Annotated in this window: 29 protein-coding genes and 1 pseudogene; 17 read left to right on the top strand and 13 right to left on the bottom strand. The window is 64.4% G+C overall.

Annotated features, from left to right (window positions below):
• Window positions 1-241 precede the first annotated feature (241 nt).
• On the bottom strand, window positions 242-1678 hold the full coding sequence (locus NU1_RS05645) for an ATP-binding protein (protein WP_245719961.1): 1437 nt from the start codon (window positions 1676-1678) through the stop codon (window positions 242-244).
• 386 nt (window positions 1679-2064) lie between these two features.
• A complete protein-coding gene (locus NU1_RS05640) occupies window positions 2065-2295 on the bottom strand; it encodes a hypothetical protein (protein ID WP_067518062.1) in 231 nt (76 codons plus the stop codon).
• A gap of 329 nt (window positions 2296-2624) precedes the next feature.
• On the opposite strand from NU1_RS05640, the gene NU1_RS40030 reads away from it, so the two are divergent.
• The 9 genes from NU1_RS40030 to NU1_RS05595 all read left to right on the top strand — a co-directional run bounded on the left by NU1_RS40030 (window position 2625) and on the right by NU1_RS05595 (window position 10836).
• The gene (locus tag NU1_RS40030; protein WP_245719960.1) at window positions 2625-3197 is read left to right on the top strand and encodes a type IV toxin-antitoxin system AbiEi family antitoxin domain-containing protein; all 573 of its coding nucleotides are present in this window, start codon (window positions 2625-2627) and stop codon (window positions 3195-3197) included.
• Between the two features lie 319 nt (window positions 3198-3516).
• Window positions 3517-4131, top strand: a complete 615-nt coding sequence (locus NU1_RS05630) for a type IV toxin-antitoxin system AbiEi family antitoxin domain-containing protein (protein ID WP_067518058.1) — start codon at window positions 3517-3519, stop codon at window positions 4129-4131.
• A complete protein-coding gene (locus NU1_RS05625) occupies window positions 4131-5033 on the top strand; it encodes a nucleotidyl transferase AbiEii/AbiGii toxin family protein (protein WP_067518057.1) in 903 nt (300 codons plus the stop codon). The genes NU1_RS05630 and NU1_RS05625 overlap by 1 nt, the downstream gene beginning before the upstream one ends.
• A 388-nt stretch (window positions 5034-5421) precedes the next feature.
• Window positions 5422-5571: a hypothetical protein gene (locus NU1_RS05620; RefSeq protein ID WP_157552004.1), complete on the top strand. Its 150-nt coding sequence runs from the start codon at window positions 5422-5424 to the stop codon at window positions 5569-5571.
• Window positions 5572-6357: 786 nt separating this feature from the next.
• Window positions 6358-6558 (top strand): hypothetical protein, encoded by a 201-nt coding sequence (locus tag NU1_RS05615; RefSeq protein ID WP_067518053.1) that lies wholly within the window; start codon window positions 6358-6360, stop codon window positions 6556-6558.
• The gene (locus tag NU1_RS05610; RefSeq protein ID WP_067518051.1) at window positions 6555-9155 is read left to right on the top strand and encodes a TPR repeat domain-containing protein; all 2601 of its coding nucleotides are present in this window, start codon (window positions 6555-6557) and stop codon (window positions 9153-9155) included. Before NU1_RS05615 ends, NU1_RS05610 begins: the two co-directional genes overlap by 4 nt.
• A complete protein-coding gene (locus tag NU1_RS05605; protein WP_157552003.1) occupies window positions 9137-9937 on the top strand; it encodes a hypothetical protein in 801 nt (266 codons plus the stop codon). The genes NU1_RS05610 and NU1_RS05605 overlap by 19 nt, the downstream gene beginning before the upstream one ends.
• A gap of 81 nt (window positions 9938-10018) precedes the next feature.
• Window positions 10019-10255, top strand: coding sequence for a hypothetical protein (locus NU1_RS05600; protein ID WP_067518048.1), 237 nt, complete (start codon window positions 10019-10021; stop codon window positions 10253-10255).
• Window positions 10252-10836, top strand: a complete 585-nt coding sequence (locus tag NU1_RS05595; RefSeq protein ID WP_157552002.1) for a hypothetical protein — start codon at window positions 10252-10254, stop codon at window positions 10834-10836. The genes NU1_RS05600 and NU1_RS05595 overlap by 4 nt, the downstream gene beginning before the upstream one ends.
• 116 nt (window positions 10837-10952) lie before the next feature.
• On the opposite strand, the gene NU1_RS41140 is transcribed toward NU1_RS05595, so the two are convergent.
• Complete coding sequence (locus NU1_RS41140; RefSeq protein ID WP_157552001.1) at window positions 10953-11171, bottom strand: hypothetical protein; 219 nt, start codon at window positions 11169-11171, stop codon at window positions 10953-10955.
• Between the two features lie 320 nt (window positions 11172-11491).
• On the opposite strand from NU1_RS41140, the gene NU1_RS05590 reads away from it, so the two are divergent.
• Complete coding sequence (locus NU1_RS05590) at window positions 11492-12583, top strand: hypothetical protein (RefSeq protein ID WP_157552000.1); 1092 nt, start codon at window positions 11492-11494, stop codon at window positions 12581-12583.
• A gap of 138 nt (window positions 12584-12721) precedes the next feature.
• On the opposite strand, the gene NU1_RS05585 is transcribed toward NU1_RS05590, so the two are convergent.
• On the bottom strand, window positions 12722-13171 hold the full coding sequence (locus tag NU1_RS05585; RefSeq protein ID WP_067518043.1) for a type II toxin-antitoxin system VapC family toxin: 450 nt from the start codon (window positions 13169-13171) through the stop codon (window positions 12722-12724).
• A complete protein-coding gene (locus tag NU1_RS05580; protein ID WP_067518041.1) occupies window positions 13161-13388 on the bottom strand; it encodes an AbrB/MazE/SpoVT family DNA-binding domain-containing protein in 228 nt (75 codons plus the stop codon). The genes NU1_RS05585 and NU1_RS05580 overlap by 11 nt, the downstream gene beginning before the upstream one ends.
• A gap of 569 nt (window positions 13389-13957) precedes the next feature.
• Between NU1_RS05580 and NU1_RS05575 the strand changes: the two genes are divergently transcribed.
• Both NU1_RS05575 and NU1_RS05565 read left to right on the top strand, forming a co-directional pair.
• Entirely contained in the window at window positions 13958-14281 is a 324-nt protein-coding gene (locus tag NU1_RS05575) for a YciI family protein (RefSeq protein WP_067518039.1), read from the top strand.
• 941 nt (window positions 14282-15222) lie between these two features.
• Complete coding sequence (locus tag NU1_RS05565) at window positions 15223-15930, top strand: histidine phosphatase family protein (RefSeq protein ID WP_067518035.1); 708 nt, start codon at window positions 15223-15225, stop codon at window positions 15928-15930.
• A gap of 115 nt (window positions 15931-16045) precedes the next feature.
• Here NU1_RS05565 and NU1_RS41135 read toward each other — a convergent pair.
• Window positions 16046-16144 (bottom strand): annotated as a pseudogene (locus tag NU1_RS41135) (nucleotidyl transferase AbiEii/AbiGii toxin family protein); the annotation flags it as partial.
• Window positions 16145-16220: 76 nt separating this feature from the next.
• A complete protein-coding gene (locus tag NU1_RS05560) occupies window positions 16221-16742 on the bottom strand; it encodes a MarR family winged helix-turn-helix transcriptional regulator (RefSeq protein WP_212761334.1) in 522 nt (173 codons plus the stop codon).
• A 139-nt stretch (window positions 16743-16881) separates the two neighbouring features.
• On the opposite strand from NU1_RS05560, the gene NU1_RS05555 reads away from it, so the two are divergent.
• A complete protein-coding gene (locus tag NU1_RS05555; protein WP_067518033.1) occupies window positions 16882-17817 on the top strand; it encodes an NADP-dependent oxidoreductase in 936 nt (311 codons plus the stop codon).
• A 245-nt stretch (window positions 17818-18062) separates the two neighbouring features.
• Here the strand turns inward: NU1_RS05555 and NU1_RS05545 are convergent, their stop codons facing one another.
• The 6 genes from NU1_RS05545 to NU1_RS05520 form a co-directional block, all read right to left on the bottom strand.
• Window positions 18063-18521, bottom strand: coding sequence for an ArsR/SmtB family transcription factor (locus NU1_RS05545; RefSeq protein ID WP_067518029.1), 459 nt, complete (start codon window positions 18519-18521; stop codon window positions 18063-18065).
• Complete coding sequence (locus NU1_RS05540) at window positions 18518-19549, bottom strand: serine hydrolase (RefSeq protein ID WP_067518027.1); 1032 nt, start codon at window positions 19547-19549, stop codon at window positions 18518-18520. Before NU1_RS05540 ends, NU1_RS05545 begins: the two co-directional genes overlap by 4 nt.
• 570 nt (window positions 19550-20119) lie before the next feature.
• On the bottom strand, window positions 20120-21007 hold the full coding sequence (locus tag NU1_RS05535) for a YwqG family protein (protein WP_067518025.1): 888 nt from the start codon (window positions 21005-21007) through the stop codon (window positions 20120-20122).
• Between the two features lie 167 nt (window positions 21008-21174).
• Window positions 21175-21852: a DUF3137 domain-containing protein gene (locus NU1_RS05530; RefSeq protein ID WP_067518024.1), complete on the bottom strand. Its 678-nt coding sequence runs from the start codon at window positions 21850-21852 to the stop codon at window positions 21175-21177.
• 8 nt (window positions 21853-21860) lie between these two features.
• A complete protein-coding gene (locus NU1_RS05525) occupies window positions 21861-22559 on the bottom strand; it encodes a LemA family protein (RefSeq protein WP_067518022.1) in 699 nt (232 codons plus the stop codon).
• 91 nt (window positions 22560-22650) lie between these two features.
• Entirely contained in the window at window positions 22651-23430 is a 780-nt protein-coding gene (locus NU1_RS05520) for a hypothetical protein (RefSeq protein ID WP_067518020.1), read from the bottom strand.
• A 102-nt stretch (window positions 23431-23532) separates the two neighbouring features.
• On the opposite strand from NU1_RS05520, the gene NU1_RS05515 reads away from it, so the two are divergent.
• The 4 genes from NU1_RS05515 (at window position 23533) to NU1_RS05500 (ending at window position 26253) form a co-directional block, all read left to right on the top strand.
• The gene (locus NU1_RS05515) at window positions 23533-23868 is read left to right on the top strand and encodes an ArsR/SmtB family transcription factor (RefSeq protein ID WP_067518018.1); all 336 of its coding nucleotides are present in this window, start codon (window positions 23533-23535) and stop codon (window positions 23866-23868) included.
• A gap of 43 nt (window positions 23869-23911) precedes the next feature.
• The gene (locus NU1_RS05510) at window positions 23912-24283 is read left to right on the top strand and encodes a hypothetical protein (RefSeq protein WP_067518017.1); all 372 of its coding nucleotides are present in this window, start codon (window positions 23912-23914) and stop codon (window positions 24281-24283) included.
• A gap of 120 nt (window positions 24284-24403) precedes the next feature.
• A complete protein-coding gene (locus tag NU1_RS05505) occupies window positions 24404-25375 on the top strand; it encodes an SMP-30/gluconolactonase/LRE family protein (protein ID WP_067518015.1) in 972 nt (323 codons plus the stop codon).
• A 53-nt stretch (window positions 25376-25428) separates the two neighbouring features.
• Window positions 25429-26253 carry a helix-turn-helix transcriptional regulator gene (locus NU1_RS05500; RefSeq protein ID WP_245719959.1) on the top strand — a complete coding sequence of 275 codons (825 nt, stop codon included), beginning with the start codon at window positions 25429-25431 and terminating at the stop codon, window positions 26251-26253.
• Window positions 26254-26321 lie beyond the last annotated feature (68 nt).

The following is a 26321-nucleotide window of genomic DNA, read 5'->3' as shown; positions in this document are numbered from 1 at the left end:
TAGCCTTGACCTCGACTTTGGCGCGCACGGTTTCGAGTTCCCGCAGGTCAGCGCGGTTCGAATAACGTCCAGCCAGGTGCACCCTGTTTGCGCGCGGCGAAGTAGTTTCGGCAGCGCATAAGGGTGCGCCCGACAGTCGCGACGGCCTGGTCGGTGAACCTCGGCGACTCCTACCGAGGTCGATGTGCGCAATCTAAGCACCGGTGGGTATCCCTTCACTCTGTGTGTGCAAGTAGCACTCTCAGGATGGGTTGCGGCGGTAAACCGTCGGCTTGCCACGACCGCCTTGTTGTTCGACCAGCCCGGCCGCCCGGAGTCCGCGCAGCGCCTTGCGGATATTCGGGGCCGACAGGGTCAGGGCCGACTCGAGCTCGTTGACGGTTCGCGGCCCGATTACCAGGGCGTCGTAGATCTTCTGCTCGGTCGCATTGAGTTTCGGCGATAGCAGGGGTTTCCGAGCCGAGTGATACAGCACGGCAGTGAATCGAATACCGGCGTCGACATAGTTGGCCGGCGGTAGCGCTGCTTCTTCGAGTGACTCGGTGACAATAGATAGCCCGCTCGCCAACGCCTCGATAACTCGGGCACCCGTATCTGGGGAGCGAACATGCTGACAGATGGCAACCAGCCGGGCGTTGCGCGCCGAGGTCACCGCGTCGCGGCCCAGCCGCTCAACCGTAATGCCGTACAAGCCACCAGGATTGGTGATAACCAATCGGTCCCGGCGCAGGCGGACCTCGATGGCCATTCCCATCGACCAGTGATCCAGATCCCGATGGACCAACGCGTTGCCGATCAACTCGCGAAACGCGATGAGTGGATACTCCGACCGGTCGTGAACGGTTCCGTCGTCGGCGGTCACGATCGCCGTGCCGAAGGTCCGTCGCGCCCAGCCCAACGCCTCGTCGAGCATTCGAGGAATGGGGCCTGTGATCGTTGTCTGGTTGCGGGCGCGAACTTCTGGAGGATCGCCCGGCTGCGACTCCGCCGACGCTTGGATCACGAACCGCGGAAACCATTGCTGCGGATGAAGACCCAGCGCCAGGATCCCGGCTATCGTCGGGCGGCGGTCCGCGTCGAGGACACCCGCACGCAGCAATAACTCCGGATCGTCGGCGAACCGCCCGAGCCCGCGCGGATCGCGGTCCCGCACTGAGCGCACGAATCCCTGGACAAGCTCGGAGTCCAGGTCGGACAAGGTCGCGCCCGCTACTGATTGCCGATCGAACAGCGGTGGATGCCGCGATGCCAGAAACGCCTGCTCCTCCAATTCGGACATCGCGAAGTCGCCGTCGTAGCTGCGAAGATAGGCGGTCCCGGTCGCGGCGACCCGGCACGGTTTCGCTGAACGATCACATTCGTGGACGCGAACCACAACGACAGGTTCGTCATCGACCGTGCCATCCTCGACGAGGATCCGCACGGGCGGCGTGAACGAACGTGCCTTTGTTCCCAAACCCTGCTTCAAGCAATGCACGTCTCCCAGTGGCACCGGTCGGAACCCGGTCCGTTCGTCAAGCCCGAGAATGATCGTGCCCCCGCCGGGCAAGTTCGCGAGCGCACTCAACGTGCTGGTCAACGACTGGGGTAACCCACCCGCCGCAGACTTGACCTCAACATCGACGCGGTCTCCACCCGCCGCACGAAGCTCGGAAACAAGCCCACTCACATCAACCATGGGAAAATGTAACCACATACGGTTACATTTCGAGGCGGATTGGTTACATTTTCTCGTCGTGTATGACCCCCGCACGTTTTACCTGGACGTGTGGGTCTACGGCAAACCTGAATGGAACATCCGATCAAGTGTCGGTTCGAACCCGACCGGGGGCACTGGAGTCGGCATCGGAGCAGGTCGAAGCGTGCTTTCATGCGTCGGTATCGTTCAGGTTCGAAACCGGAGGACTCAAAGTCGCAGGTTGTGCCCGTTTTGGTTCGAACCGCTGGAAAACTTCGGCAGCATCGTCCAATACCCTGTGTGCGAGCCGCGCCTTCGGCGGCGACGAACGTGATCTTCGGGGTCGAATCGTGTCGCCCACGGTCCGACTCGGCAGCTCTTGTTGGTCATCGCGCACGTTCATTATGGTTAGTGGGCGGAGCGGGATCTGGCTCGGGCGGGAGTCTTTCGTTGTCGGGAGGGTGGATCGGCTCCGGGCGATCGCCGAACAGGTAGTCGTGGAAGGCCCGCAGATACTCGTCGAGTTCCTGATGATCGAAGAACCACGTGGAGGTTGGGTCGAACCATTCCTGCGGTGTCGGGCGTCGCGCGATAACGAAGTCGAGGGCTTTGCGCACGACGAGATGCCGAACTCGCGCCCGCGGAGATCAGCGACCGGACCGGGCTCAGCGATGCCGCCGTCCGACGTTGGTTGGGCGCTTATGTCGAAGCGGATGCTTACCGAGGCGGAATCCTGTGTGTCGCAGCCAGTTTGCGGGCTGTGCGGCCGATTAGTAGCACATGCAGATTGGGGCACCTGGTGTTGCAGTCATGCAGCTTCGTCTTCGGCGGCTGCGGTCCCGCCATAGCGCCCTGCTGTTCTGTGCCCACTCGGCGTGTACAATCGTGTGGCAGGATAATTACCCATCGTGGCGTAATAGTAGGCAGATTACGGTATTATCGTGCCATGTCCAGCGATAGTCGCGCCTCGGAACTGATCGGGGTAGCAGCCGAACAATGGGGGCTGATAACTAGCCGACAGGCGAGGACGGCCGTCGGTGCGACTCCTCAGCTACTCAAACGCATGGCCGACACCGGCGTGCTGGAGCGGGTGCATCACGGCCTGTACCGGCTGGCTCGGTTTCCTCATGACGAGCACCTCGACAAACGGGTCGCCTGGGTCGCGATGGACCCGTCGCGGTTGGCTTGGGAACGCCTCGACGACGAGGTACCGGCCGGTGTGCTGTCCCATCGCACAGCCGCCAATGTGCACCGCGTGGGTGACATGGACGCCGATGTCGTGGAACTGACTGCGACGCGTCGGATCCGGATCTCCGTACCTGATGTCACAATTCACCGAGGTGGGCTGACTCGCACCGACTGGCAGGTCGTCGACGGCATGCCAGTCACAACCGCCGCGCGCATGATCGGCGATCTAGTTGCCGCGTCCCACCGACGCCGGCCATCTCGCCTCGGTGGTGCGCGACGTTCTCGTCCGTTCGCTGGCGTCGACCGACGACGTCGTGGAAGCTCTGACTGACTACGCCTTCGGCTACGGACATCGTGCTCTGGACGGGCAAGGGTTCCTGGACGCGCTCATTGAGCAAGCGGGAGTGCCAGCCACCATTCGAGATCTCGCAGAGCGGGCGAATCGTGCTGACCTGGCGCATCCGGCTGCGGTCTCAGAGTCCGCCCAATTCCTACCGCGGCCGAGCAATGTTCCTACTTCAAGGAAGGCAGTCGATGGTGATCGTGCCTGGCTCGGAGCGGAGGAACCGTCGGTTCGTTAGTCGCCTCCGACTTGGACGATCCGTATCAATTCGCACCCATCATCCCATCGTAGGGGTACGATTTAATGCATGATTCCCCCTGAGTCTTCGAGGCTGGTCACCAGGTTGGGAGGGCTGCCGCCGACCTTCACTTCGGCGCAGGCGCGTCAGGCGGCGCTTTCTTCGAGGGACCTATCGGTGCTGTTGGCCGGTGGCGATGTCGATGAACTGTCACGAGGGGTCTACCGCCGCGCCGATGCCCCGGAGTCCGCGCATCTCGATCTGCTCGCGGTGTGTGCGCGGGTGCCGCATGCCGTGGTGTGCGGTGAGTCCGCGCTCGCGCTGCACGAGTTGATCGATGACATTCCTCGGGCAGTGCATATTGCCGTGGCGCGGGGTGCCCGTCGTCCGTCGATCTCGTTTCCCCCCGTTGTTGTCTCTCAGTACTCGGCAAGGACTTTCGGGCTGAATGTCGAGCGTTACGAGGCGGCTCCAGGAGAAACGATACCGGTGTATGACCCCGCTCGCTCCGTCGTTGACGCCATGCGTCATCGTCACCGCATCGGTGAGACTCTCGCGTTGGCCGCACTGGGCCGCTACTTGCGTCGTGTCGGCTCCGCGGGTGTGGCGGATTTGCAGCGCATTGCTGGCGAACTGAATGCGATGTCGATAATCCGCCCCGCTGTCGAGGCGGTGATCGCCTGATGGTCAAGCCTGCACGCGACAGCACGGCCGGTCGTGTCTACAACGACCTGCGTAATCTGGCCCGCCGTAACGGCCGGTCAACCGACGAGCTCATGGTCGAGTATGTGCTCGAGCGCTTCCTCTACCGACTGTTCGTGTCGCCGCTGGGCGGCCGGTTCTTTGTTCTCAAGGGTGGACTACTCCTCGCCCAGTTCGGTGCTCGCCGTATGACCCGTGACATCGATATCCTCGGGCGTTCCTTCAAAGGCGATGAGGACGAGATCATCCGACGAATCTCGATGATCGCGGCGACCGAGGTGGATGACGGCGTCGTTTTCGATCCCGGCACGCTGAAGACGGTTCCGATCCGAGAGGACGACGAGTACCACGGATTACGTCTGACGATGGCCGCATCCATTGCTCGGGCGCGTCTCAAACTCCAGCTCGACGTCAGCTTCGGAGATCCTGTCACCCCCGAACCAACGCTGATCGAGTATCCGCAGCAGCTCGGTGGCACCAGCTTTCAACTCTTCGGGTATCCGCTTGCCACGGTCATCGCCGAGAAGCTGTCGACCGCCGTGGCTTTGGGGGATCTCAACACGCGTGATCGTGATTACGCCGACCTGTACCGCCTGGTTTCGGTCAATGACCTCCTCGGTACTGAATTGACGAATGCGCTGGAGGCGACCGCTACCCATCGGGGAATCGCGTTGAGATCGCTCAGCGGCTCGATAGCCCAACTCCCCGAGTTGCGCCAACGCTCGTACGCGGCCTGGCGTCGACGCCAAGGCCCTGCGGTGGCCAGCTATCCCGATCTATTCCTCGACGTGCTCGAACTGGTCGTTGCGTTCGCGGACCCACTTCTCGAGGGCGGGGCGACAGGCCGAACTTGGGTCGCCGGGAGTCGGCGATGGGAAGCCTAGTGCGGCTGGGACGAAGCCATCTTGGGCATGTTGGGCAACCGCGCCACCTGAATTCTGGCCAACGGTTTCCTGCTGATTCTGGGTGATGTGGGCAAGTTCTACCGCCCGGATATGGAGCGGTTGGCCGAACGCACCAAAATGCCGACGCGCGTGCGCTTGATTGTGGTGCGGACCGGTGTTCGTCGGGGCACCCGGTCATGAGCGCTGGTCGCGCGGTCGGCCCTTCGGTCGGATGGCCGTCCCGCGTTTGTGTAGCGCGCGGTTGATGGTGGTGGCGGGGAGGCCGGTGAGTTTTCGCGCAGGCGGTGAAGGAGTGGCCTTGGAGGTAGAGGCGTTCGACGTGGTCGCTGTCGGGGTTGGTACCGCCGCGGGACGTCATGGCGCTGCAGTGAGGAAGGAAGCGTGCCTTTGGGAGGCGACGGGTCCCCGCACCGCCGATCCGGTCTCCGACAATCCGATTCTCGGCTCGGCTCTGCATCGCGACCACTCCCGGGGCGACTGCCTGGTGCTGGTGGCAACCGATCTCTACTTGCCGTGACTCCCAACCGAATCCGCCTAGGCAGAACGCACCGGCCCCACACGACACTGGCCCAGGTGTGGCCCGGCCACCCGCGACTCACCGATTTCGCGTCGACTGAGGAATTCTGATCAGCCGTCACGCCGGATCCGGTGATCCCGGCGACTGCCACCGCCGCGCCGCGAGCGGAATGTGCGGCGCAATGTCGGAACAGGGGGTCGGCGTGCGGTGCGGAAGCTGCCCGAAACGATGATCGACTACGCCGCAGTAGATTCCCCGCCCCCGTGTGCTGGGTCCGCTGTGGATCGTGCCGACTCAGAGCGAAATGCAGCAGTGGATGCAGCGCGAATTCGGTAGGGCTGAGCCGCCCATATCCAGTCCCCGGCTTCGGCGTTGTCGGCGGAGGCCCTGTGGCTCGTGTTCTGTGATCGGAGAGCCGGGACACCGCCCGCGCGGTTCCATCGTACAGATTCGTGAAGCCGACGGAACGCCGATTGCATCGTTCCTGATGACGTAGCGGGCGTGGCGGCTAGACAGTGTAGGAGCCGTCCCGGATGCGGTCTCAGACCGCTTGGCGCAGGCTGGTTTTGATATTGTCGGTGTGCTATCGACGCCGGAAGCGGGCGGTCGAGCGGCTCGATATGGGCTGTGCATCAGAGGGGGGCACGACGATGAAGGTTTCAGCGGAGGACCTGCGGCAGGCGGCGGGGGTTTTCGACGGGATGGTCACCGGTGTGGGAAAACTGCCCGACGATGGCGCCGGGGAACTCGCCAGGCCTATGGAGCGGGATAACGGGCGAGACGTTGATGGCCGGGTCGCGGACCGCGTCGGTGCTCGACCGTGTCGAGTCGGTCCGCGCGAACGCGGCGAAGAACGTCGGCGACCGCTACGGGCAGTTCGCGAGCCTGCTGCGGTTGGCCGCGGATTCCTACACCAACGCCGATGCCGAGGCGGCGACGTGGTTCTACGCGCTGGGTGATTTCAACAGCGGCCAGGCTCCGGCGTGACCGATCCGGTCCCGCCGACGGTCAGCCAAGTCCTGAGCTGGCAAATAAAGATCGACTCGACTGCACTGACCGCCGAGACGATCGCTCGAGAGCTCCGCGGTCTGGCCGACCGGATGAATTCCACCATCGACGGTTTGGACTGGTCGGGGGAGGGGCGCGCGGGCGCGGATTACCGCTCCGATCGCGAACACCAGCAAATGGGGGCGCTGGCCACCGAATTCGATGACCTCGCCGCCCAATCCCGCATACACCACGCCAATCTCGACCATATGGTGTCGACCGCGAAGACTGCGGTCGAAAGCTTGCGCGACAACAGCTTCAACGGGGTCAACTTCTACAACGTCGCCGAGGACTGGACGGTTACCGACGGCACCGACTGGAACACCCTCTACGCGGCGGCGGGCGACAACCAGGACACCATCAACCAGCTCGACAACATCAAGTCGGTGCGGGAGAACACGGCCACCAACGAAACCATCAGATTGCAGCAGCTGGCCCGCGATATCGGGATCGAGGACGCGGCGACCGCCGACGCGATCGGCAACATCCTCGACGGCATCGAACAGCTCGCCCCGGAAACCCCCGCCGACGGGCTGACGCCGTCGGCGGCCGAGGAGGATGGCAAAGCCATCGCTGACGGCACCGCCACCGACGAGGAGATCGCGAGGATCTCCGAGCGGCTGGCCGAATCCGGACTGACGCCAGATCAGCTGGCGGCACTCGAGCGCGGCGAAGAGGTAGACGTGCCACCGGCGACGCTGGCCTACCTCCACGCGTTCTACGGCTACGCCGGGCGCGACGGGTTGCTCCAGTTCTCCGATCAACTGGCGAAAACCAATACCCCGCAGGCGAAGCAGTTGCGGGAGGATCTGGGCGACGGGCTGATGGTCCTGTCCAATGAGAAGATCGTCACCCGTGACAAGGACACCGGAGCAGTCGTCAACCGCGGTGGCTACGACAAACTCCATTCCGAGATCCGCGAACTGGTCGGCACTCGCGCCGGAACGGGAATCAACATGCCCGACGCCAATACTCGGGAACTACCCGACGATTACCGCGCCGGCCTCTTCGGCGACGACAAGGAAGCGGCGTACCGCCAGGATCTGGAGCGATTCGCAAGCCTACTCGGTGCGTCGGAGAAGGAGTATCAGCCCGGGGAGCGCTTCGGGATGGAGCTGACCCGCCAGGCGGCGCATCAAGCGATTCTCGCCGATCGGACCGAGGCCGGTCACGACGTGCCCTGGAATGGGGTCGGCGAGCAAACGCTGCAGGAGTTGGTCAGCGTCGGAACCCGCAGTGATGACGCCAACTACGCTCTCATCACCGGCAATGGCGATCCGGAGTTGTTCGGTGTGGGTACACCGGGACAGGACAATGACGGCTACCACCGCGACTCGGTCCTCACCCCGCTGTTGAAACACGAATGGGACGACAACGGCGCGGCGCTGTCGGAGATGTTCACCTGGATCAATGAGGATGCGCGTATCACTGACCCCGGCGACGCGGCGCAGGTCGCGGATGCTAAGCAGGCTGGTGAGGCGGCGTACGGGTTGGCGCAGCTGTTGTCGACCACCGAGTCGGGGCTCAATAAGGAGAACCTCTACGAATCCTGGCTCGACGTGCCCGGCCACGACAAACAGTCTCTCGGTGAACTCAATCCCGTCGCGACCAAGGCCCTGGCCACCGCACTTGCCCCGTACACCCTCGACATGATCGACGCCAACGACGAGCTGACCAACACCACCGGCTTCGGCGAGCTCAACCCCGTCGAAGCCGTGCGCGTCATGAGCATCCTCAATACCGACCCCGACGCCGCCACGATCATCAACAGTGTCGCGCTGGCCGAGGCCGACCGCATCGACGGCATCTACGCCGACCAGGCCGCCAACGGCAAACCGAACCACCTGCTCGGCACCCAAGCCGGTGACCTGCGCTGGCTCGTCGACTCCGGAATCGACGCCGAAATCGCCGACCGCACACAGAACGCCCAGGACGCCGACACGTCGAAACAACAGAAGTACGCTGCCGCCTACACCGCGGCGCAGATCTTCGCGGCGGGGTTCGGTCCCGAAGCCGCCGCCGGGGTGGCGCTCACCGAGTTCTTCAAGAATGACATCACCTCGAACGACGGGACTTTCGTCAACCCGTTCCCGGACGTGAAGCTCACCGCCGACGGCACTGACTACACCAATTACAACCCCGCTGAAATCGGCGATGACAACAACCGCATGTACGCCATGGTGCAAGGACTTGTCAACGGCGGTCACCTGGACCCCGCCACCCTCCCGCCGGAATTCCGCAATGCCGACGGGACTCTCAAATCGTGGGTGGGCATGAGTTCAGATAGGAACTCCGATCCACAATTGCGCGGCCCCATAAACGATGGGCTAAAGGAGTTGCCGCAGATTCTCACCGATGGAGGGGTGGGGCTTGACGGGAGGTTCGCCTATACCGTGGCGGCAATGGAGGCAGCCAAGAAGCTCGATGACGAAGTCCTGCATCCAGATAGCGGCGATAACCAGAACGCTCTCGACAACGTTCTGAAGAAAGACAGCGCTAATGCCGGCAACGCCAACCGATGGAGAAACCGAGATTGATTACCCGCGACTGTCTCCGCGCCGCAGGGGCGTCGGCGATCCTGCTCGTTGCCGCCTGCTCCGCCAGCCCAAGCGCGCCACCCGAGCAGACCAGCCCACCGGGCTATCGACCGCCCGATGAGGTCCACAACGCCACTGTTGTCTGGTCCGCCGAGCCTCACATCAACCTGTTCGCCTCCGACCCGACCATTGTCCGCGCAGCCGCTGAGGCACTCGAGGTCGGCCAACTCGCCGGACCCGACAAGTCTTATCCCGGGTTCGACGAAGCCGTCACCGATCCTACAACTCGGGGAATCTACTTCCGAAAGGCCAACCGTGACACGGTGTACGGCACCCTGTACAAGCACATCCTCGACATCACCCCCACCGACACCGGATTCATCGCCTACACCTGCGAATCGTTCAAAGACTTCGCAGTCGAGCGGGACGGCAAGTACAACACCTCCCGCAGTCGTCGTGGTCACTCGCAGACCATCAGTTTCGTCCGCACGAAGTGGGATAGCAGCGGACTACCTCTCACGATAACCTCGGCTCCCACGACGACCCTGCCTACGACGCCGAGTCCCGCACCCGGTCCCCCCGAATGGCAAGCGCCCGAAGACAATCTGTTTACGGGCTGGATCATCGATCCAGGAGTTCCCGGAGACTACGACAGCCAACGGTGCGTCCCGTGGGTGGCGACTCTCGACCCGGATGCTCCGGCCGAACCCGAAACTATCACCACCGACACCCCGCCCGAAACATTGCCCGCGTACCCCGGCTGGCCTCGGTACCGACACTGATGAACACCGTGGAACCGCAGGCCCCGTGTTCATCGACCGATCACCGCCCCGAACCCCAGACACCGCCCGGAAGGCCGCATTGTGACCGAGCACCTGCCACGTGATCTCGTGGCCGCGTTGATGCAGCAAAAGCCGAAACCGACGACACTGCCGGGCCAGGAACCCGCTCCCGCAAACCCGCCGACCCCGGGCAAACCCCAATACGACCAGAATGATGTGCCCATCGGCGACGACCCCGACTACCCGGAAGCGGTCGCCTACGAAGACTGGCACGCCAACGAGACCTGGTCGATCAAAGCACCGGAGTACTGGGCATGACACGTCTTTACGCCTCGATCATGGCGGTTCCCGCCGCCGTCGCCCTGCTGGCGGTCAGCGCCTGCAGCGCGACCAGCACAGGAACCCCGATAGCGGCAGAGTCGTCCACCACGACCTCCGCCCCGGACAGCATCATCGGGATCCACGCGGGCGAAGTCGTCGATGACGAGTGCCTGCTCACCGCTGCTGAAGTCGGTGCGCTGACCGGTGCCAGCGTCGACGAAGGGACGAACGTCGAGACCTCGGTGCCCGGTATCGACCGCCGATGCGAGTACCGCCGCTCCGATGGTGACAGCGATTTCCCGGTGGCGTCGATCAATATCGCTCGCCTCTGGCAGAATGTGGCTTTCGACGACCTCATTGCCATGTTTCGCGGACCCGGTTCTCGCGAGATCCCCGGGGTCGCCCGAGCAATGTTGGTCTGGGACGACGGTCGTACTCCGAACGCCGGGATATACACCGACACACTTGCCGTAGCACTGGATATCAATCTCACCGACCCATCGGGTCCGGCGACCGCACCGACCGACGATCAGTGGAAGGCGGCGGCACAGCGGATCATTGCCGGACTACCGACATAGCGACGCCACATATCGAAGATTTTCTGGTGACCTGCTTACCCGCCGGGTGGCGGACAGAGTTCCCCCTGCCGTTCGAGCTGAAGTCGGGCAACAGCCGCGCTGGTGGCGGGACTTTGCTACGAAGATTCGCTGCTAAGTCGGCGGTCGGCGCGCTGGTAGCCGCTGCCCCGGACGCCGGCATCCAGGTAGGTGTCCGCCGCATCATCGAGATCGGCTTCGGCCATGCTGACCGGTAGATATCCGCCGGGCTTGACTGCGGCGTGCAGAACCGAAAGCGCCTGCTGGATACCAGAGTCGGGGCAGCATTGGCAGAGAGAAGAATGCAACCGCGCCATCGAATCCAGTGTCGGTGAACTCCAAGTCGACTGCGGAAAGCGGACCGCACGGACAGCGGGTTGTCGCTCCTTAACTGTCTGACCGGCGCTGGATTCGCCGAGTTACCTGGGTATCAGCGGAAATTCGCAGCTCGCCACGCACCCGGTTTGTTGTCGATGCTGTACGTGCCACCCCAGGTGCACGACGGGGGTACGGCTGATGCCATCACCCACACCGGGACAGTGAGCCGACGATGTCGCACTGCGGCGCAGCCGCGTTGCGGCAGTCGGGGATGTCATGAACCATGCATACGAGCACCCCCGAACCGAAGGAGCGCTTCGTGACCACCGACAGGTTCCCGCGCGCTGGGCGGACATTGCAGGTGCACACCACCTCCGAGGCCAGTCGATCGTGGGACGATCCGGTCGGGCCGTTCCCGCCCCGACTGCACCGGCTGTCCTACGTCCTGGCGGTGAACGCCACCGGTTGCTCGGAATATCATGAGGTGACCCTGATTTCGATCGTCGCCTACACCGATGGATTCACTGTCTCGCTGCGGGTCCGGTACCCGGTGGGAGAGGGCGCGACACCGAAGCCGGGTCCCTCACAGGTGACCCTCGGCTACGTCCACGCCATTGCGGTCGAGGCGACGGACGATCTGGGCAACGAGTATCGGTGCACTCCTGTGCTGGGTGGCGGCGCCGGACCGGGAGGGAATTGGCAGGCGTACGGGGAGGTGCACTGCGACCCGGTGATCGCCCCGGATGCGACCACGATCACCGTGCGGGTGCTGCTCCCACCCGGCCACACCGATCAGGCGATTCCAGCGCAGGGCACAGTACCCCTGATGCCTGTTCTCGGGGAGATACCGGCAGCGGCCGGCGCACGGCTCACCGACTCGCCGGCATTCGACGGACCCGCCGCCGACCGCGGCCTCCGCCCGGTGGCCGCGGCGGATCTGCTGTCCAGTGCCGAGTTGCTGGAGGTAAGCGCCGTCGCCCGGAAAGCCCGAGCCTACGGCGTGACGCTGACAGTTCTGTCGATGGAGCGCTACGACCAGGGGCTGCACCTTCGGCTGATCGTCGCGCTCGACGACGACCACCCGGATGTCATTGCCCGGCTCGCCGCCCCCGTTGCCGAAGACCAGCTGCCCTGGATTCTGAACGCCGACCATCTGCATCTCACCGATGATCTCGGCAACCGCTATCCACTCACCACCATGGATGTGGCAGGGGAGCGCGCGCACCGCACCGTATCGGTCACCTCCCCGCTACCCGTCCCTCCCGATACGGTCGGCTTCCGGCTCGACGCACGCGAAATCGTCTGGTGTGGACCACGTTCCGACGGCGCCATGCACGGTGGTGAGCGGATTGTCGCCGACCCCGGCCCGTTCACGGTGATGTTCCCGCGTTATCCCGTACATCCGGTGTGACGCGGCCCCGGGGGTCCGTGGGTGAAACCTCCGACGGGCAGCCGACGACGGAATGATCGCGTGGGAGTGGGGCGGCGTCGAGCAGTTCCAGCCCGGTGATGCGAAGTATGTCCGGACCGTCGACGACCTCGAAGCAGCCTACGTCGGGTCGGGTGCGATCAGTTCGAGGTTCGGGAAGTAGGTCCGGAAACGAGCCGCGTCACGCGTCAACAACCGATAGCCCGCTACCGCAGCGTGCGCACCGATGTAGAAATCCGGTAGCGGACTTCTCTTTTCGCCTCCACGGCGGCGATACGCCACGAATGCCTTGCTCGCCACGAACCCAGCCGGATAGGGCAGGTCCATCCGCCCCAATTCCGACTCCGGCAACGCATCGTCCAATTCCTCGATGGTGTCGAATCCACCAGCGACCTCGGCGTAGATGATCGGATTGATCACGGTGGCTCCGAGGTCACGGGCATCGGCCAACGCGTCGTCAGACCAGTCGGCCCACTTCGGGTCGTCTGTGAGGATATCGAGGAGCACACATGAATCCACCAGGGTGACTGTATGTTCCGAGACCGCCCGCAAGGCGCTGCTACTCGCCACGGAACAGTTCCATCAACTCATCCGTGCTCATCGACGTGGTCGCGCGCCCGCGCATATGCCCAGTGAGTCGCTTGCCCCGTCGTTGCGCTCCCTCTCGACGCACGATCGCCAGTGTGTTGCCGACCTCGATAACCTCGACCTCGTCCCCTTCCTCCAGCGCGTACTTCCGGCGTAGTTCGGCGGGAATGGTCACCTGCCCCTTGCTATTGAGTCGCATCGACAACCTCTTCTTCGTACGTATTACATAAGATACGTAGTACTAGCCTCGATCGGGATGACATCGACCAGGATTTCGAATCCTGGGCCTATCGACGCCATACCATCCCCGCTCGGCACGCATCACCACGGTGACCGGCGATATACCTGTCGAACTATCTCTGTATCAGCGGAAGCCCGCAGTTCACGCCGGGTAGGCATAGGTGTAGATGCTGTACGTGCCGCCCCGGGGGCACAAATGCGACATTGCGGGCGGTTTCGATCTCGCAACAGATATCAACAACCGGAGCATGGCGCGCTCACGCCGACCGAGGGACCCTGACCCGACCCTCGTACCGGATCCCCCCGGATCCCAGGGGCATCTCCGGGTGCTTCCCGATAGCGGACACGACTCCGTTCAGCGAGGGTTTTCCATGGCACGAACCGGACAGCGATCGAAGTAATCGATGGTGTGGCTGCATCTGGTCACCTCGAAAGTTGTTCGTGGACCGATTAATTCCGCCATCCCGGCGCGTCTACAAGATCGACCGTGCTGAACCAGCAACAGATGATTCGGAAGGGCAACACATCATGAAGTACACCCTCCTCTACGCTTACGACCCCGCCACGGCCGGTCCGTCCGACGGTGAGGTGCCGGAGTGGATCGAGTTCGACAACCAGGTGAAAGCGGCCGGAATCTTCGTCCACGAAGCCGGATTGCATCCAGCGGCCGACGGCAAGACACTCACCATCCGGGACGGCGAGAGCAGCATCGACAAAATCGCCGCCGGAGACACGGTCGCCGGGTTCTACGTCATCGACGTGCCGGACGAGGAGACAGCCGTCTCGTGGGCACAACGCATCCCCACCGCCCGATACGGACACGTGGAGATTCGGCAGGTAGTGGAATTCTGAACCGGCCCCAATTCGCCTCGATAGGGCGATCGACCACCGCTGGGCGGTAGAAGCGCGATCCCGGTACCCACGCCCGGCTCGTCCCCCGCCCGTGCCATGACCCGGTTCATGGCACGGGCGTTGAGGCATTGGGCATCGACCGGCGGCCCGCAAGCGATCAGCCGTCGCCTGCGATAGCGGTAGGAGCCGCGGCGGCGGTTCCAGGTCATAACGAACACGGCCGCGTTGGCCGCTGAGATACCGGACGCCCGTCTCGTGCCGCTCCCCAGACCGGTCACGAGGTGTTCCCGCCGCACACCTGGGACGACGTGATCGGCATCGGGGGCATGCGGATGCGTGAGACGAAGCCCGGGGCGGTCGACGGCCGCAAACTACATGTCGGCGGGCAGAATCCTGAAGTTCGTGAGGCCGTGGGTGAGGGGTGTGATCGTTCGGAAATCGCGTTGGTCCAGCGTGAATATGGTGTCGGTTCCTCTCACAGCCGAGCTGACTCTCACACGGCCCCGCGAGATCGCCCTGTACGGTCGCGCGTTCGATACCCTGGCGAGTCAATCGGTCACCGGTGACGCAGCACGGGCGCTGATTCGGAGGGCCATCAGCGAGCGGCACATATCATCCGCAACAGACGATCTCCCGTAGACAACTCACGCAGCGAATGCACGCCGTCTCGGGCTGTCGTTTCTCGTCACGGAAGCAGGCTTTCGCTGTGACGGTGTGGACGACAAAATCGTGGCCGCCTGGGCAATGGCAGGGACATGGTCGGCGGTGCGCGAAAGATCCCGATGAATGGGATACCCCGTAGTCGATTCGGGCAAATAGCTGCTTCTGTGAGACGCGACACTCCACCTTCCGGTTCTTCGGCATACCTGAAGTGGCGTTCGCCACGATGAAAGGCATTCCCACCCATGCGAATCCGATCTCTTCGATTGTCCATTGCGGTGATGGCGACCGCGGTTGCGGCCACAACCGCTACCACCGGCGTCGCGTCCGCCATCGACTTCGGAAGCTCCGGCAGTGGCTCCGGCAGCGGCTCCAGTGAAATGGTCATCACCCTGGTGCGGCATACCGAGTCCGCCGGTAACGCCTCCGGCCTGATCGACACCAAGGTGCCCGGGCCCAGCCTGACCGCACGCGGCCAGGCACAGGCAGACAAGCTGGCCGTCGAGCTGGCCGACAAGAAGTACGACTGCGCCTTCGCGTCCAATATGGTGCGTACCGAGCAGACCGCGGCACCGACCATCGCCAAGCACGACCTGAGCCTCGACATCAAGCCCGGTTTCCGGGAGATCGAGGCGGGCGAGTACGAGGGCACCCCGGAGGCCGAAGCGCTGTCCGGGTACCTACAGGCGCCGATCAAGTGGCTCTCCGGCGACCTGGACGCACGGATTCCGGGCTCCATCGACGGCAACGAGTTCGACGGCCGCTTCGATGCGGCACTGGTCGATGTGCAGCGCAGCGACTGCACCAACCCGGTGATCTTCTCGCACGGCGCCGCCATCATGTTCTGGTCCATGATGAACGCCGACAACGCCGACCCGAACAAACTCGGCACTGATCCGATACGCAACGGCGGCCGCGTCGTCCTCAAGGGCAGCCCGCAGCAGGGTTGGACGATTGTCGAGTGGTTCGGCCACCCGGACCTCGGCTGATTCACCCATCCGCGCCCCGGATGCCACCGACACAATCGATGGCACCGGGGCGCAGTTGTATCTCTGCCCAGCGTCCCCATGGCAGGCGCGTGGCCAACCCGGTTTGCGTTCAGCGAGCCAATGCCGCCCGGTTGTCCAAAGCAACCAGATCGATGTCTTCGCTGAGTCTGCCGGTCACCAGATGTGTGCGGGCCAGAGCGGTTCCGCCGATGAAGTGCCTCTCGGAGGTATGTATTTCGATGGCTTTTAGCCAACTAAATGCATACTACCGAATCGTTGGATACAATCGCTCAGCCTCCTTCGAGTTCTCGGCGCACGGTAGCGGCGATCCGGGTGAGTGCGGCCTCGAGGTGGCGGCGCTGAGCGGCGCTGAGCGGATCGAATACGAGCCGCTTCACCTGCGCGACGTGTTCCGGTGCGCTCTCCACGAGTTTCTGCCGGCCGGCGCCGGTCAGAGCGGCGAGCGTGTATCGACCGTCGCCGGGGTCGGGTCGGCGGGCGACCCAGTCACGGGCTTCGAAGCGATCCATCACCTTCGACAGGCGGGGCTGAGTGCTGTCGCAGACCCGGGCCAGGTCGCTGAGCCGCATCGTGGTCTCGTCGGCCATGGACAGCTGGGCCAGGACCCCGTACTCGAAATTGGAGATGCCCGCGTCTCGCTGCAGCTGGCGGTCGAGGGCCGCCGGGAGGGCAATAACGACCGTGAGGAGCGCCTGCCACAGGTCCTGCTGGAGCCCGTCCGTCGAACATTTCGCCCCACGGCTGCTCGCCGTCGGCGCCCCCGGTAACCCGACCGGCGCCGTGCGCGCCATCCACCGCATGGAGCTGGGCAATTCCATCCGCTCGGTGCAAATGGATTGAAATACCAACTCTCACAATAACTTTCCGCCCCTCCCAACTGGTCGACGCATTCGGTCGGCGTCGGTGTCAACACACAGAGAAGGCAGTGTCATGAAAGCAGTGCGTTTCCACGAGTTCGGCAGCAGTGCAGTCCTGCGTTATGAGGACGTCGACCGTCCGATTCCCGGCATCGGGCAGGTGCTGGTGCGGGTGGCGGCCACGTCGTTCAACCCGGTCGACGACCACATCCGTGCCGGTGTCCTGGCCGAGATGATCCCGATAACTTTCCCCTACGTGCCGGGGATCGACCTCGCGGGCACCGTCGCTGAACTCGGTGCGGACGTGACCGGCCCAGAGGTCGGCGACCGGGTCGTGGCGATGCTGCCCCTCGACGCCGCCGGCGGAGCCGCCGAATACGTGCTCGCCCCGGCCGACTCCCTGGCCCCGGCGCCCCGGACGACCGAGCTGGTCGACGCCGCGGCGCTGCCGCTGACCGGCCTGGCGGCCTGGCAGACGGTGTTCGAGCTCGCCGAGCTGAAGCCCGGTCAGACCGTCCTGGTCAACGGGGCGGGGGGCGCGGTGGGCAGCCTCGTGGTGCAGCTCGCCGTCGATGCGGGGGCGCACGTGACCGCGGTCGACGCGCCTCAGCACGCCGACCGCCTTCGGGGCTACGGCGCGGACCGGGTTGTCGGTCCACTCGCCCTCGCCGCGGGCCCGGCCGCAGTGGGCGGTCCGTTCCAGATCGTGGTGAACCATGTGCGCGTCTCCCCGCAGGAGCTCGCGCAACTGACGAACTATGTCGCCGACGGCGGGGTCGCTGCCAGCACAGCCGGCCAGATTCCCGAAGACCCCGCTCGGGGGGTGCGCAGCGCGAACCTGTGGGTTCGCAGCGACGGAGCCCAGCTGGCCGAACTGGTCGCCAAGGTGGATGCCGGCAAGCTCCGGGTCCACGTCGCCGCCCACCGCCCGGTGGCGGAGCTGGCCGCCGTGCATGCCGACGCCGGTGCCGGGCGGCTCTCCGGTAAGACGGTCGTGCTCGCTCCCTGAACGCACCCGACCGGGCCGCTCACTGTTCGTTCTCCCGCCGGTGGGCGGCCTAGATGTTTGGCGGCGGGCTGAGGGCCAGCCGCATGGCCTCGTCGGTGCCGATGGGTCGCGGGTGTGCACTAGCCAGGCTCTTGAATGCGTACCGGACGATCTCGGCCCGGGGGACTACCCGCATGCCCGGTGCCGAATGGGCTTCACCGTGAACGCCGCCGTGGCAGCGGGCCACCGCGCGGTAGACATCCGGCTCAGCCACTCTGCAGCAGGTTGCCGATATCGGCCGCGGCGGTCATCAGTACCAGTACCGGAACAATTTTCGGTGGGGGTATGTGGTAGGTGCCGCGGCTGTGTTGCTCGATGATGTTCGCTGACGACAGTGCGCGCACATGGTGATAAAGCTGGCCGGTGGAGGTGAGTCCGACGGCTTCCGCTAACTCAATGCCGGTGCGGGGGCCGTCGAGGAGTGCTTGGACCAGTGCGTGTCGGACCGGATGTCCCAGCGCGGCAAGCACTTCCACGCGAATGCTGGCGGGCAGCTGAAGTACCGATGCCGCGCTGTAGCGGATGGTCCAGTTGAGCTCGCCACCGAAGTCGACATTGCCGTGGTATTCGATGAATCCGCGTGCCGGGTCCTCGGGGTGGCGGCGCCCTTCCAGCGCCTCGATCCGCGCCTCCAACTCGGCGAGCTTGGCATCGACATCGGTCATGGAGCACACGTTAACCGGTGCGACACGTCCGGCTCGGTCATGGCCCGTATGAGCAGTTCCTGCTGGCTGTAACTATTCAGTGCGGCCTGCCAGGTGGTTTCGGGCATGCGGCGATTGAGCAGGACCGCTGTCGCGACGGTGCCGTCAGCTCGGCGCAGATAGATCGCATCGGTCAGGATGCCGGGATACGAACCGCCCTTGAAGCCGATCGCCACGAACCCGTCCGGCGGCGCCTGCCATTCCAGTTGTGCGCGTGCGATATCCGAGCCGGGCCCGAAGCTGCCGGTGGCGATCGAACGGTGCATCGACGCGAGCTGACGCGCCGATGCCGTCGGTGTGGTGTCGGCCCACGCCGCTACCTCGTCGTAGGACGACGGCAGCGGTTTCGATTGCGTCGCATCGCGATACGTCGGGTCGCTGACGTAGCGTCGCGCCGCCGCCCATACGTCGACGACTTCCGGGTCGAGCAGGCGAATCACGTCGCCGAGCTTCGAGGACGGCAGGTAATCGTGCCACCCACCCGCTGCGGCGGCATCGATCAGTGCTTGGTCGCCGAGGCGGTCGCGCAGGTAGTCGGGGACAGCGTTATCGCTTTCGCGGATCATCGCGCTCACCATCTGGTCGAGGGTGACCGTATCGCCGGGCAGGCGGGTCCGTGCCTGTTCGTGCGCGCCCCCGTCGGTTCCGGGAAAGTACCAGCGCTCCCACTCGGTGACGGGGATTCGTTGCCGCGGGTCGAGGGTTCCGGCTGCGACCGCGCGGGCGTAGGCCGCGAGCGGGACGACCTTCACGGCCGATGCGATGGGCTGCTGGTCATCGACGCGACGCTCGACAGCGTTCCCTTTTCCGTCGTCGACGGCGATCGAGATGTTGTTCGGATCTTGGCAGATCTGGCCCAACCATCCGTCGGCCGACGTCACGTCCGCAGTCGGGATCGGTGTGCGCACCTCGTCCACGGCCGCAGGGTTCGAGCACCCTGCGAGCATGGGCAGCGCGGCGGCCACGACGATTGCGAACTTGTGCCGCATTCCCACTCTCCCGTAAATCCGTAATTGCGTAATACCGAACAAGTCGACGATAGCTCGTGTGATGGTCGAAGTCGAGATCGTCTCGGGATGGTGCTCGGTCGCGACTATCCCTTCGCCCGGTAGCGCGTCGGCCGGCGCGGGTTCCGCTCAGCGAGACCGGATTCGGCAGTATCAGCGGCTCACGCGGTCGTGCTGATAAGCACGAACCGCCAGATTCCGCCGATGAAAACGGTGTCTTCATGACGGTGCATCCCGATGACGAGTTCCATCCACCGGCCGATGCCGAGCCCTATTGGACCGAGACGTGCTGGTTCACCTTCACCGTCCCCGAGCGACGGCTCTCAGGGCAGTTCTATCCGTTCTTCCAAACCAATCAAGGGGTGACGTCCGGGGCGGTACACGGTGAACTGCCTGACCGAATGGGCCTTCGACGGCATCACCGCCTATGGCGAAGACCACGACAACTGGAGCGCCACCGGAATCCGCGGCTTCCTTCGCAACCGCACACCCACCGAGTGACGGGGGTCGACCAGACCGCCGCGTGAAGTCGAGCTGCCGTGGGCGCGAAGGTTAGTCGTGCTCGTGAGCGGTAGGGCGGTGGGGGCAGCGGCGGCATTCGAAAATGTAGAGACCACCGGACCTTCCGATGCGCACCCCAACCGGCTCGAACAGAGCCGTCGGGTAGTAGTCGTCGCCTCTGATCGCCGGTGCCGACCGGTCCTGCAGCGGTAGCCACGTGCGCCAGGTCTCGGAATCGTATTCCTCGCTCGGCACCGTGAGCAGATGGTCCATTCGCTGCCCGCATGATTCGCAGTCGGGCCAGACCGGTTCCTGGGACCACCCTGGATAGCCACCGAGTTTGATCCCCGGCGCGGTGGACAGGTGGTACTGGTAGTGCCAACCGGTGTTCTCTCGGAGTTGATCGATCCGGTCTCGCACAGCTGCCCGAGTATCGCGATACATTTCGAGGTCCCAGCTGGGGTACTCCGCCACCTGTTCCGGGTACACCAGGCAGGGTGCCGGGATGTAGTCCTGCTCGGCGGCGTCGGGCAGCGGCGGTGGTTTGCGCTCCGATCCCGCCGCCTCGGAGCTTCGCCAATAGACTTGCGGCCGAGGGCATTCGAGTTCATTGTGATCGAGGGGGCACCACAGGATCTGGAGGATGTCCCGGTCTTCGGGGAAGGGGAAGCCGGGAGCATCCCGCCGCCACACCTGCACGATCGGCACGAGTGGCACCTCGCCGTCGTACGGGTGGTAGGCGTCTATCTCGAAGTGCACCTCGGTACATACCGGCCATGGCTCGGTGCTGGGCCACCACAGCGGACCACCCACCGAACTATCGGTCCCCGACGGTTGACCAGGGCGCGGGTGCAGACGCACCGTGTGCCGGCGCAGCGGAACCAGCTCGGGGAACACCTCCTCGATATTCACGGGTCGAGCCGGTGTGCGATGAGTCATTCGGCATTCTCCTGACGGGTCGAGCCATGCATGCCAGGGCGACCGCGGCGACGGTGATCTCGCGAGTGCACCGTGTTGGGCCGGATCCCCTGCGAAGGCAGGGTAGCGATGCCGTTCGCCGGAGTTCAATATCCAGTGCAGTTCAACTGGTTTCGGTCCTGCGCCGTTCAATACCTCCACACGAAATCCGGTACCAGCGCGATCACATCGTGCAGAAAGTCGGCATAGAACCGCACCTCCTCCGGTCGCAGATTGCCCGCGCGCACCGTGATCGCCCACTGACCTTCGAACCGGAAGCCGACGGTATTCGCGCGGATGTCGGCCAGCAGCCATTCCATGGCCCGGGGATTGAGGACGTCGTAGGCGAAACGCTCACTGGCGGTTTCGATTCGGAAGCGGTCGTTGAACTCCTCGCTTTCCAGCTGTACGCCCTTGCGGCGAGAGAAGATGCCGCCGCCGGTCTCGCGGCTGATGCTCAGTGCCGGACGATGGGTCGGCAGTGCCAGTGCGACGAACTGCCAGGGGTGGACAGTGGTCGAGTCGTTGCTCTTGGTGGAGTAGCGGTATTCCCCGAAGACCATTGCCAGCCCCCGGTGGTGACCGCGGAAGACGTCGTATCCGACCCGGTCGCTGCCGACGCCGAACGGCGCGCGTAGCGAAAGCGCCGCGATACTTCGGTCGTTCGGCGTGTAGTGCAGGCCGTGCTGTTGTGCCCAATGGTGGCGGTGCGCCATCTCGAGCCGACGGGCCTTCTCCCGCTGCGAGGCGCTCACCACGGCGAGGACGACCGCCAAGATGGCCGCCACGAATGGGAAGAGCACCGGCAGCAGCAATAACCATTCCATGACCGACGTCAGTGTGCGGGCGGGAAAGATTGTGGCGGATGCGGAGGTTGGGGTTGCTGCGTAACCTGCGGCCGATACTGCGGATGGGGCTGCTGTCGTACCTGCGGCGGATACAGCGGCTGGGCCTGGTTCCAGATTCCACCGATCCGCGGTGTCTGGCGGGCCTGCTCATCGGTGAGTTCGAAATATTCGGCCGGAGCGAAGGAGAACATGCTGGCGGTGAGACTGGAGGGCATTGTCTGCAACCGCGTATTGTATTGCCGTACATTGCCATTGAAGAACCGTCGCCCTGCGGCGATCCGATCCTCGGTCTCGGCGAGCTGCCGCTGCAGGTGTAGGAAGTTCTGGTTCGAACGTAGCTGTGGATAGCTTTCCGCCAACCCGAGGACGCCGCGCAGCGCACCGCTCAGCGCGGATTCCAGCTGACCCTGACGACCATGACCGACATCCGGCGCATGCCGGCCCTGTATCGCCGCCGTCCGCGCGTTCACGACGGCCAGTAGCGCGTGCTGCTCGAATCCGGCAGCGATGCGGACGGTTTCGACCAGGTTGGGAATCAGGTCATGTCGCCGCTGCAGTTCGACATCGATCTGACGCCACGACTCTTCGAGCATATGACGCTGCCGGACAAAGGTGTTGTACGAAGCGAACACCACGAAGAGGGTGCACATGACGACGAGAACCAATAGGACGAGCGCGGCTGCCATGATCTCAGCTTGGCACTACCCGGCCGGGCAGCCAAGACGAATGCCCGGCCAGGGCTCCGCTTCGACGGAACCTGCTTGGCAGGTCGTGTACTCAGGGTAGTGGCCGGGCGGCTTGGGCGGTCGGTAGGAGTACCTGCCCGGTGACGAACCGACTCCACAGCCCGAACTTCAGCTGTTGTCCTGGTATGGCGAGGGATTCGACATAGCTGTGTGTGCCGGTGTGGTCGGTGTGTACCGCACCGAAGGTGACCCGGAACCGGGTGGTGGACGCGCGCTCCAGCGGAGCCAGTGCGGAGGGTAGAAGCTCGTCGGAGCCGGTTCCGTAGTCGGACCGATAGGGGTCGGCGACGGGTTCGAAGGTGTTCTCCAGGACCGCGCCGGTCGCGGGAATGGTGATCAGGACGCCGCGGTCGCCGCTGGCATAGCGGGTGTTGAACACCGCGACTTCGGCTGTGGTGTGCGGGAAGATCTCGGCGGTACCTTCGCCGACCTTGGAGCCCTCGGGGCAGCCCGCTGGACCGCGGGCGGTGAAGTCCGCGCGATCGCAGGTGGGGAAACGCTCGGCGTTGAAACGGATCGATTTGTCGAACAGGAACACGAATTGACTTGCCGGTGCTGGCTTTTCGCCGGTCTCGGTACGGCTGGTGCGGTCGAATTCGACTCGCACGCCGGTGAGGTAGCCGCCATCCGGTCGGACCGATACCGCCAAGTTGTCGATGTTGGCGGGGCCGTCGACCTCGACTTCGGTCTGGGTCGCGGGTCCGCCGGGGGTGGGTGCGGGGTGAGTAGAGGTGGTTGCCGTCGCGGCACCCGCGGTCAGAAGGCCGGTACAACCGGCCAGTGCGACAACGCTTCTCGCTAGCAGTCTCATATCGATCCTTTCTCGAATCTCTTCGAGATCTATCGAATAGATCGCCCACACGCTAGCATCTCTTCGAGAACTGTAGAAGAGTTTCAGGAATCAGGAGGTGCTGTGCCCCTCGGGCGATGGAAGTCGGTCGACCACCCCGCAATCGAAGATGTGGCGATCGACGATGTCCTGCATGCGCTCGCCGACCCGACGCGGCGGCGGATCGTGCGGATGCTCATTGAAGAGGGCGACCGCCCGTGCGGCACCTTCGGTCTCGGCATGGCCCCGTCCACGATCAGTCATCACTTCAAGGCCCTACGCAATGCGGGGCTGATCCGCCAGTTCGACAGTGGCCGACAGCGAATGAATACATTGCGGCTCACCGAACTCGAAACCAGATTCCCGGGCTTGGTCGATTCGATCCTCGCGCTATCCGAACCGGAGCGGCCGGGCCGCTGAAAGTTCGGCGAATCAGCGCGGTCACAACATTATTGGAGAAATTATGTCGCTGCTCACCGTCGCCAGAATCGCCGCGATCCCGGTCAGTGTGTGGCTGATCGCCGCACTGACGTTCAATGCCGACTACCGCATGGACAATATCTTCGCCGTACCCGACTTCAGCTTCTCGCTGGTGCTGTTGGTCGCGGCATTCCTGCCCCGCCGCTTCGCGGAACCGGCGCTGATGGCCGGCTTCTACTTCGGCTCGGGCGTGATCACCATCGCCGCGCTCAATCGGCTCGACCAGGGCGAGACCGGACAGACCGTGCTGAACCTCGCAATAGCTGCGACATATCTGGCCCTGGCGCTGTCGCTCACCGTGGCGAGCGGACGCATGCGGACGGGGGAGGCGCATGACGTCGGAGTACCCGCGTAGCGATACACACCTCGACGATTCTGGGTGTGCCAGACCCAGGATCAGAAGTTATGGGGAGGATCGTCGCGCGTGGCCGACCATACGAGGGACCGCATTTCGTTCACGAAAGGACCGGCCGCTATGCGTGTTCGCCCGCGTCATCTCCTCCTCGGTGTGACCGTCGCCCTGACCTTGGCCTGCACGGCCACCTCCCCGGCCGAGTCGCCGCCCGCGCCGCTCGACCGCTATCTGATTGCCGGAGATCGCGCGTTCCCCACGGGCCTGGCATACGACCCGGCGACCGGTCACTATTTCGTCGGCAGCGCCGCGAGCGGTGCGCTCTACCGCGGACACATCGACCAGCCGGAGGTGGAACTCTTCTCGCCCGACGGGACCGACGGCCGCGCGCTGACCTCCGGTATGACACTGGACTCGGCGGGCAGGCTGTTCGTCAATGGCGCCAGTAGCAACACCACTCGCATCTACGACTCCGGCAACGCCGAGTTGCTCGCCGAACTCCGCGGCCTCGATGGCGGTTTCATCAATGAGGTTTCCATTGCCGAGGATGGTTCCGCGTACGTCACCGACTCCTTTCTCCCGGTGATCTACCGGATCACCGAGAGCGACGGGCGATGGCAGATGGAGCCCTGGCTGGATGTGGCGGGTACGGCCATCGATTGGGTGCACGGCCAGCACAATCTCAACGGAATCCTGGCGGTGGGCCGGTACCTACTGTCGGTGCAGAGCAATACCGGTCAGCTCTGGCGTATCGACCGCTCGACCCGCGAGGTCGTCGAGGTCGATACGGAACCGCTGCCCAGCGGAGACGCGCTGATCTCCGATGACGGGCAGCGGGTTTTCGTGACGCAGGGCAACCTGTACGCCGCCGGCGACCAGGAGCCCCGGGTCGCCGTCCTGGAGATGAGCGAGAATCTCACCCGGGCCCGGATCGTGGACAGCCTTGTTCCACCGGACGGTTTCCGCCATCCCAGCCAGGCCGCGCTGACCGGGCAGGGGCGCATCCTCGTCGTCAACAGCCAGTACAACCGGTTCGTATCCGGCCAGGCGCCGCAATTGCCATTCACGATCTCCAGCGTTCCGATCGCCGACTGACCATGCTCGGATCGACCCGGGTGCGGCCCGAAACTATTGCCTACCCTGGGGGAGTGGGCCGTAGAGACGATCTCCGTGACTTCCTCAGAACCCGCAGAGCCCGGCTGGCGCCGGCCGATGTCGGTCTGCCGGACGCGGGGCCACGCCGCACTCCGGGATTGCGTCGCGAGGAGGTGGCGGTGCTCGCTGGAGTGGGGGTGTCCTGGTACACCTGGCTCGAACAGGGCCGTGATATCCGGGTTTCCGCACAGGTATTGGACGCTGTCGGTGGCGCGCTGCGCCTGGACGCCTACGAACGTGCGTACCTGTATCGCCTCGCCGGGCTCAATCCGCCGTCCGCGGATACCGCCGCCATCGGCGCGCTCGACCCCGAACTGCACCGAATACTGGATGCCTGGCTGCCGCGTCCCGCCTACATCCTGGACCGACACTGGGGTCTCGCGGCCGTGAACAGCACGGCGCGTGAGGTCTTCGGCCTCAGCGACCGCGACCACAACTGTCTGGTGGCATTCTTCACCAGCAGTCGATACCGCGCCGCCTTCACCCGATGGGAGGAGGCGGCGCCCGACGTTGTGGCACGTTTCCGCGCGGACGCGGGTATGCACCAGGAGGATCCGGTCTTCCATAGGCTGGTGGACCAGCTCAGTACCGCCAGCGATGAGTTCGCCCGGCTGTGGGCCGAACACGATGTCACGGAACTGGGACGGGGCAGCAAGTACATCACCCATCCCTATGCCGGAGAACTGGTCTTCGAGTACACCCGATTGCCGCTCCCGGATCATCCCGGACACCATGTCGTCCTGCACAACCCGGTCCCCGGCACCGGTACACAGGAACGGCTGGGCTCGCTCCTCCGGGGTCCTCGCCGCACCGGTTGAGCACTGGAATTCGGGATGCGAAGGACGCACCCGGGGTGAATCGTCACGCGGATGTGTCGCTGTTTCGC

The organism is Nocardia uniformis NBRC 13702 (assembly GCF_001613345.1).
GTDB lineage: Bacteria > Actinomycetota > Actinomycetes > Mycobacteriales > Mycobacteriaceae > Nocardia > Nocardia uniformis.
This window is presented reverse-complemented; position numbering and strand designations above follow the sequence as displayed.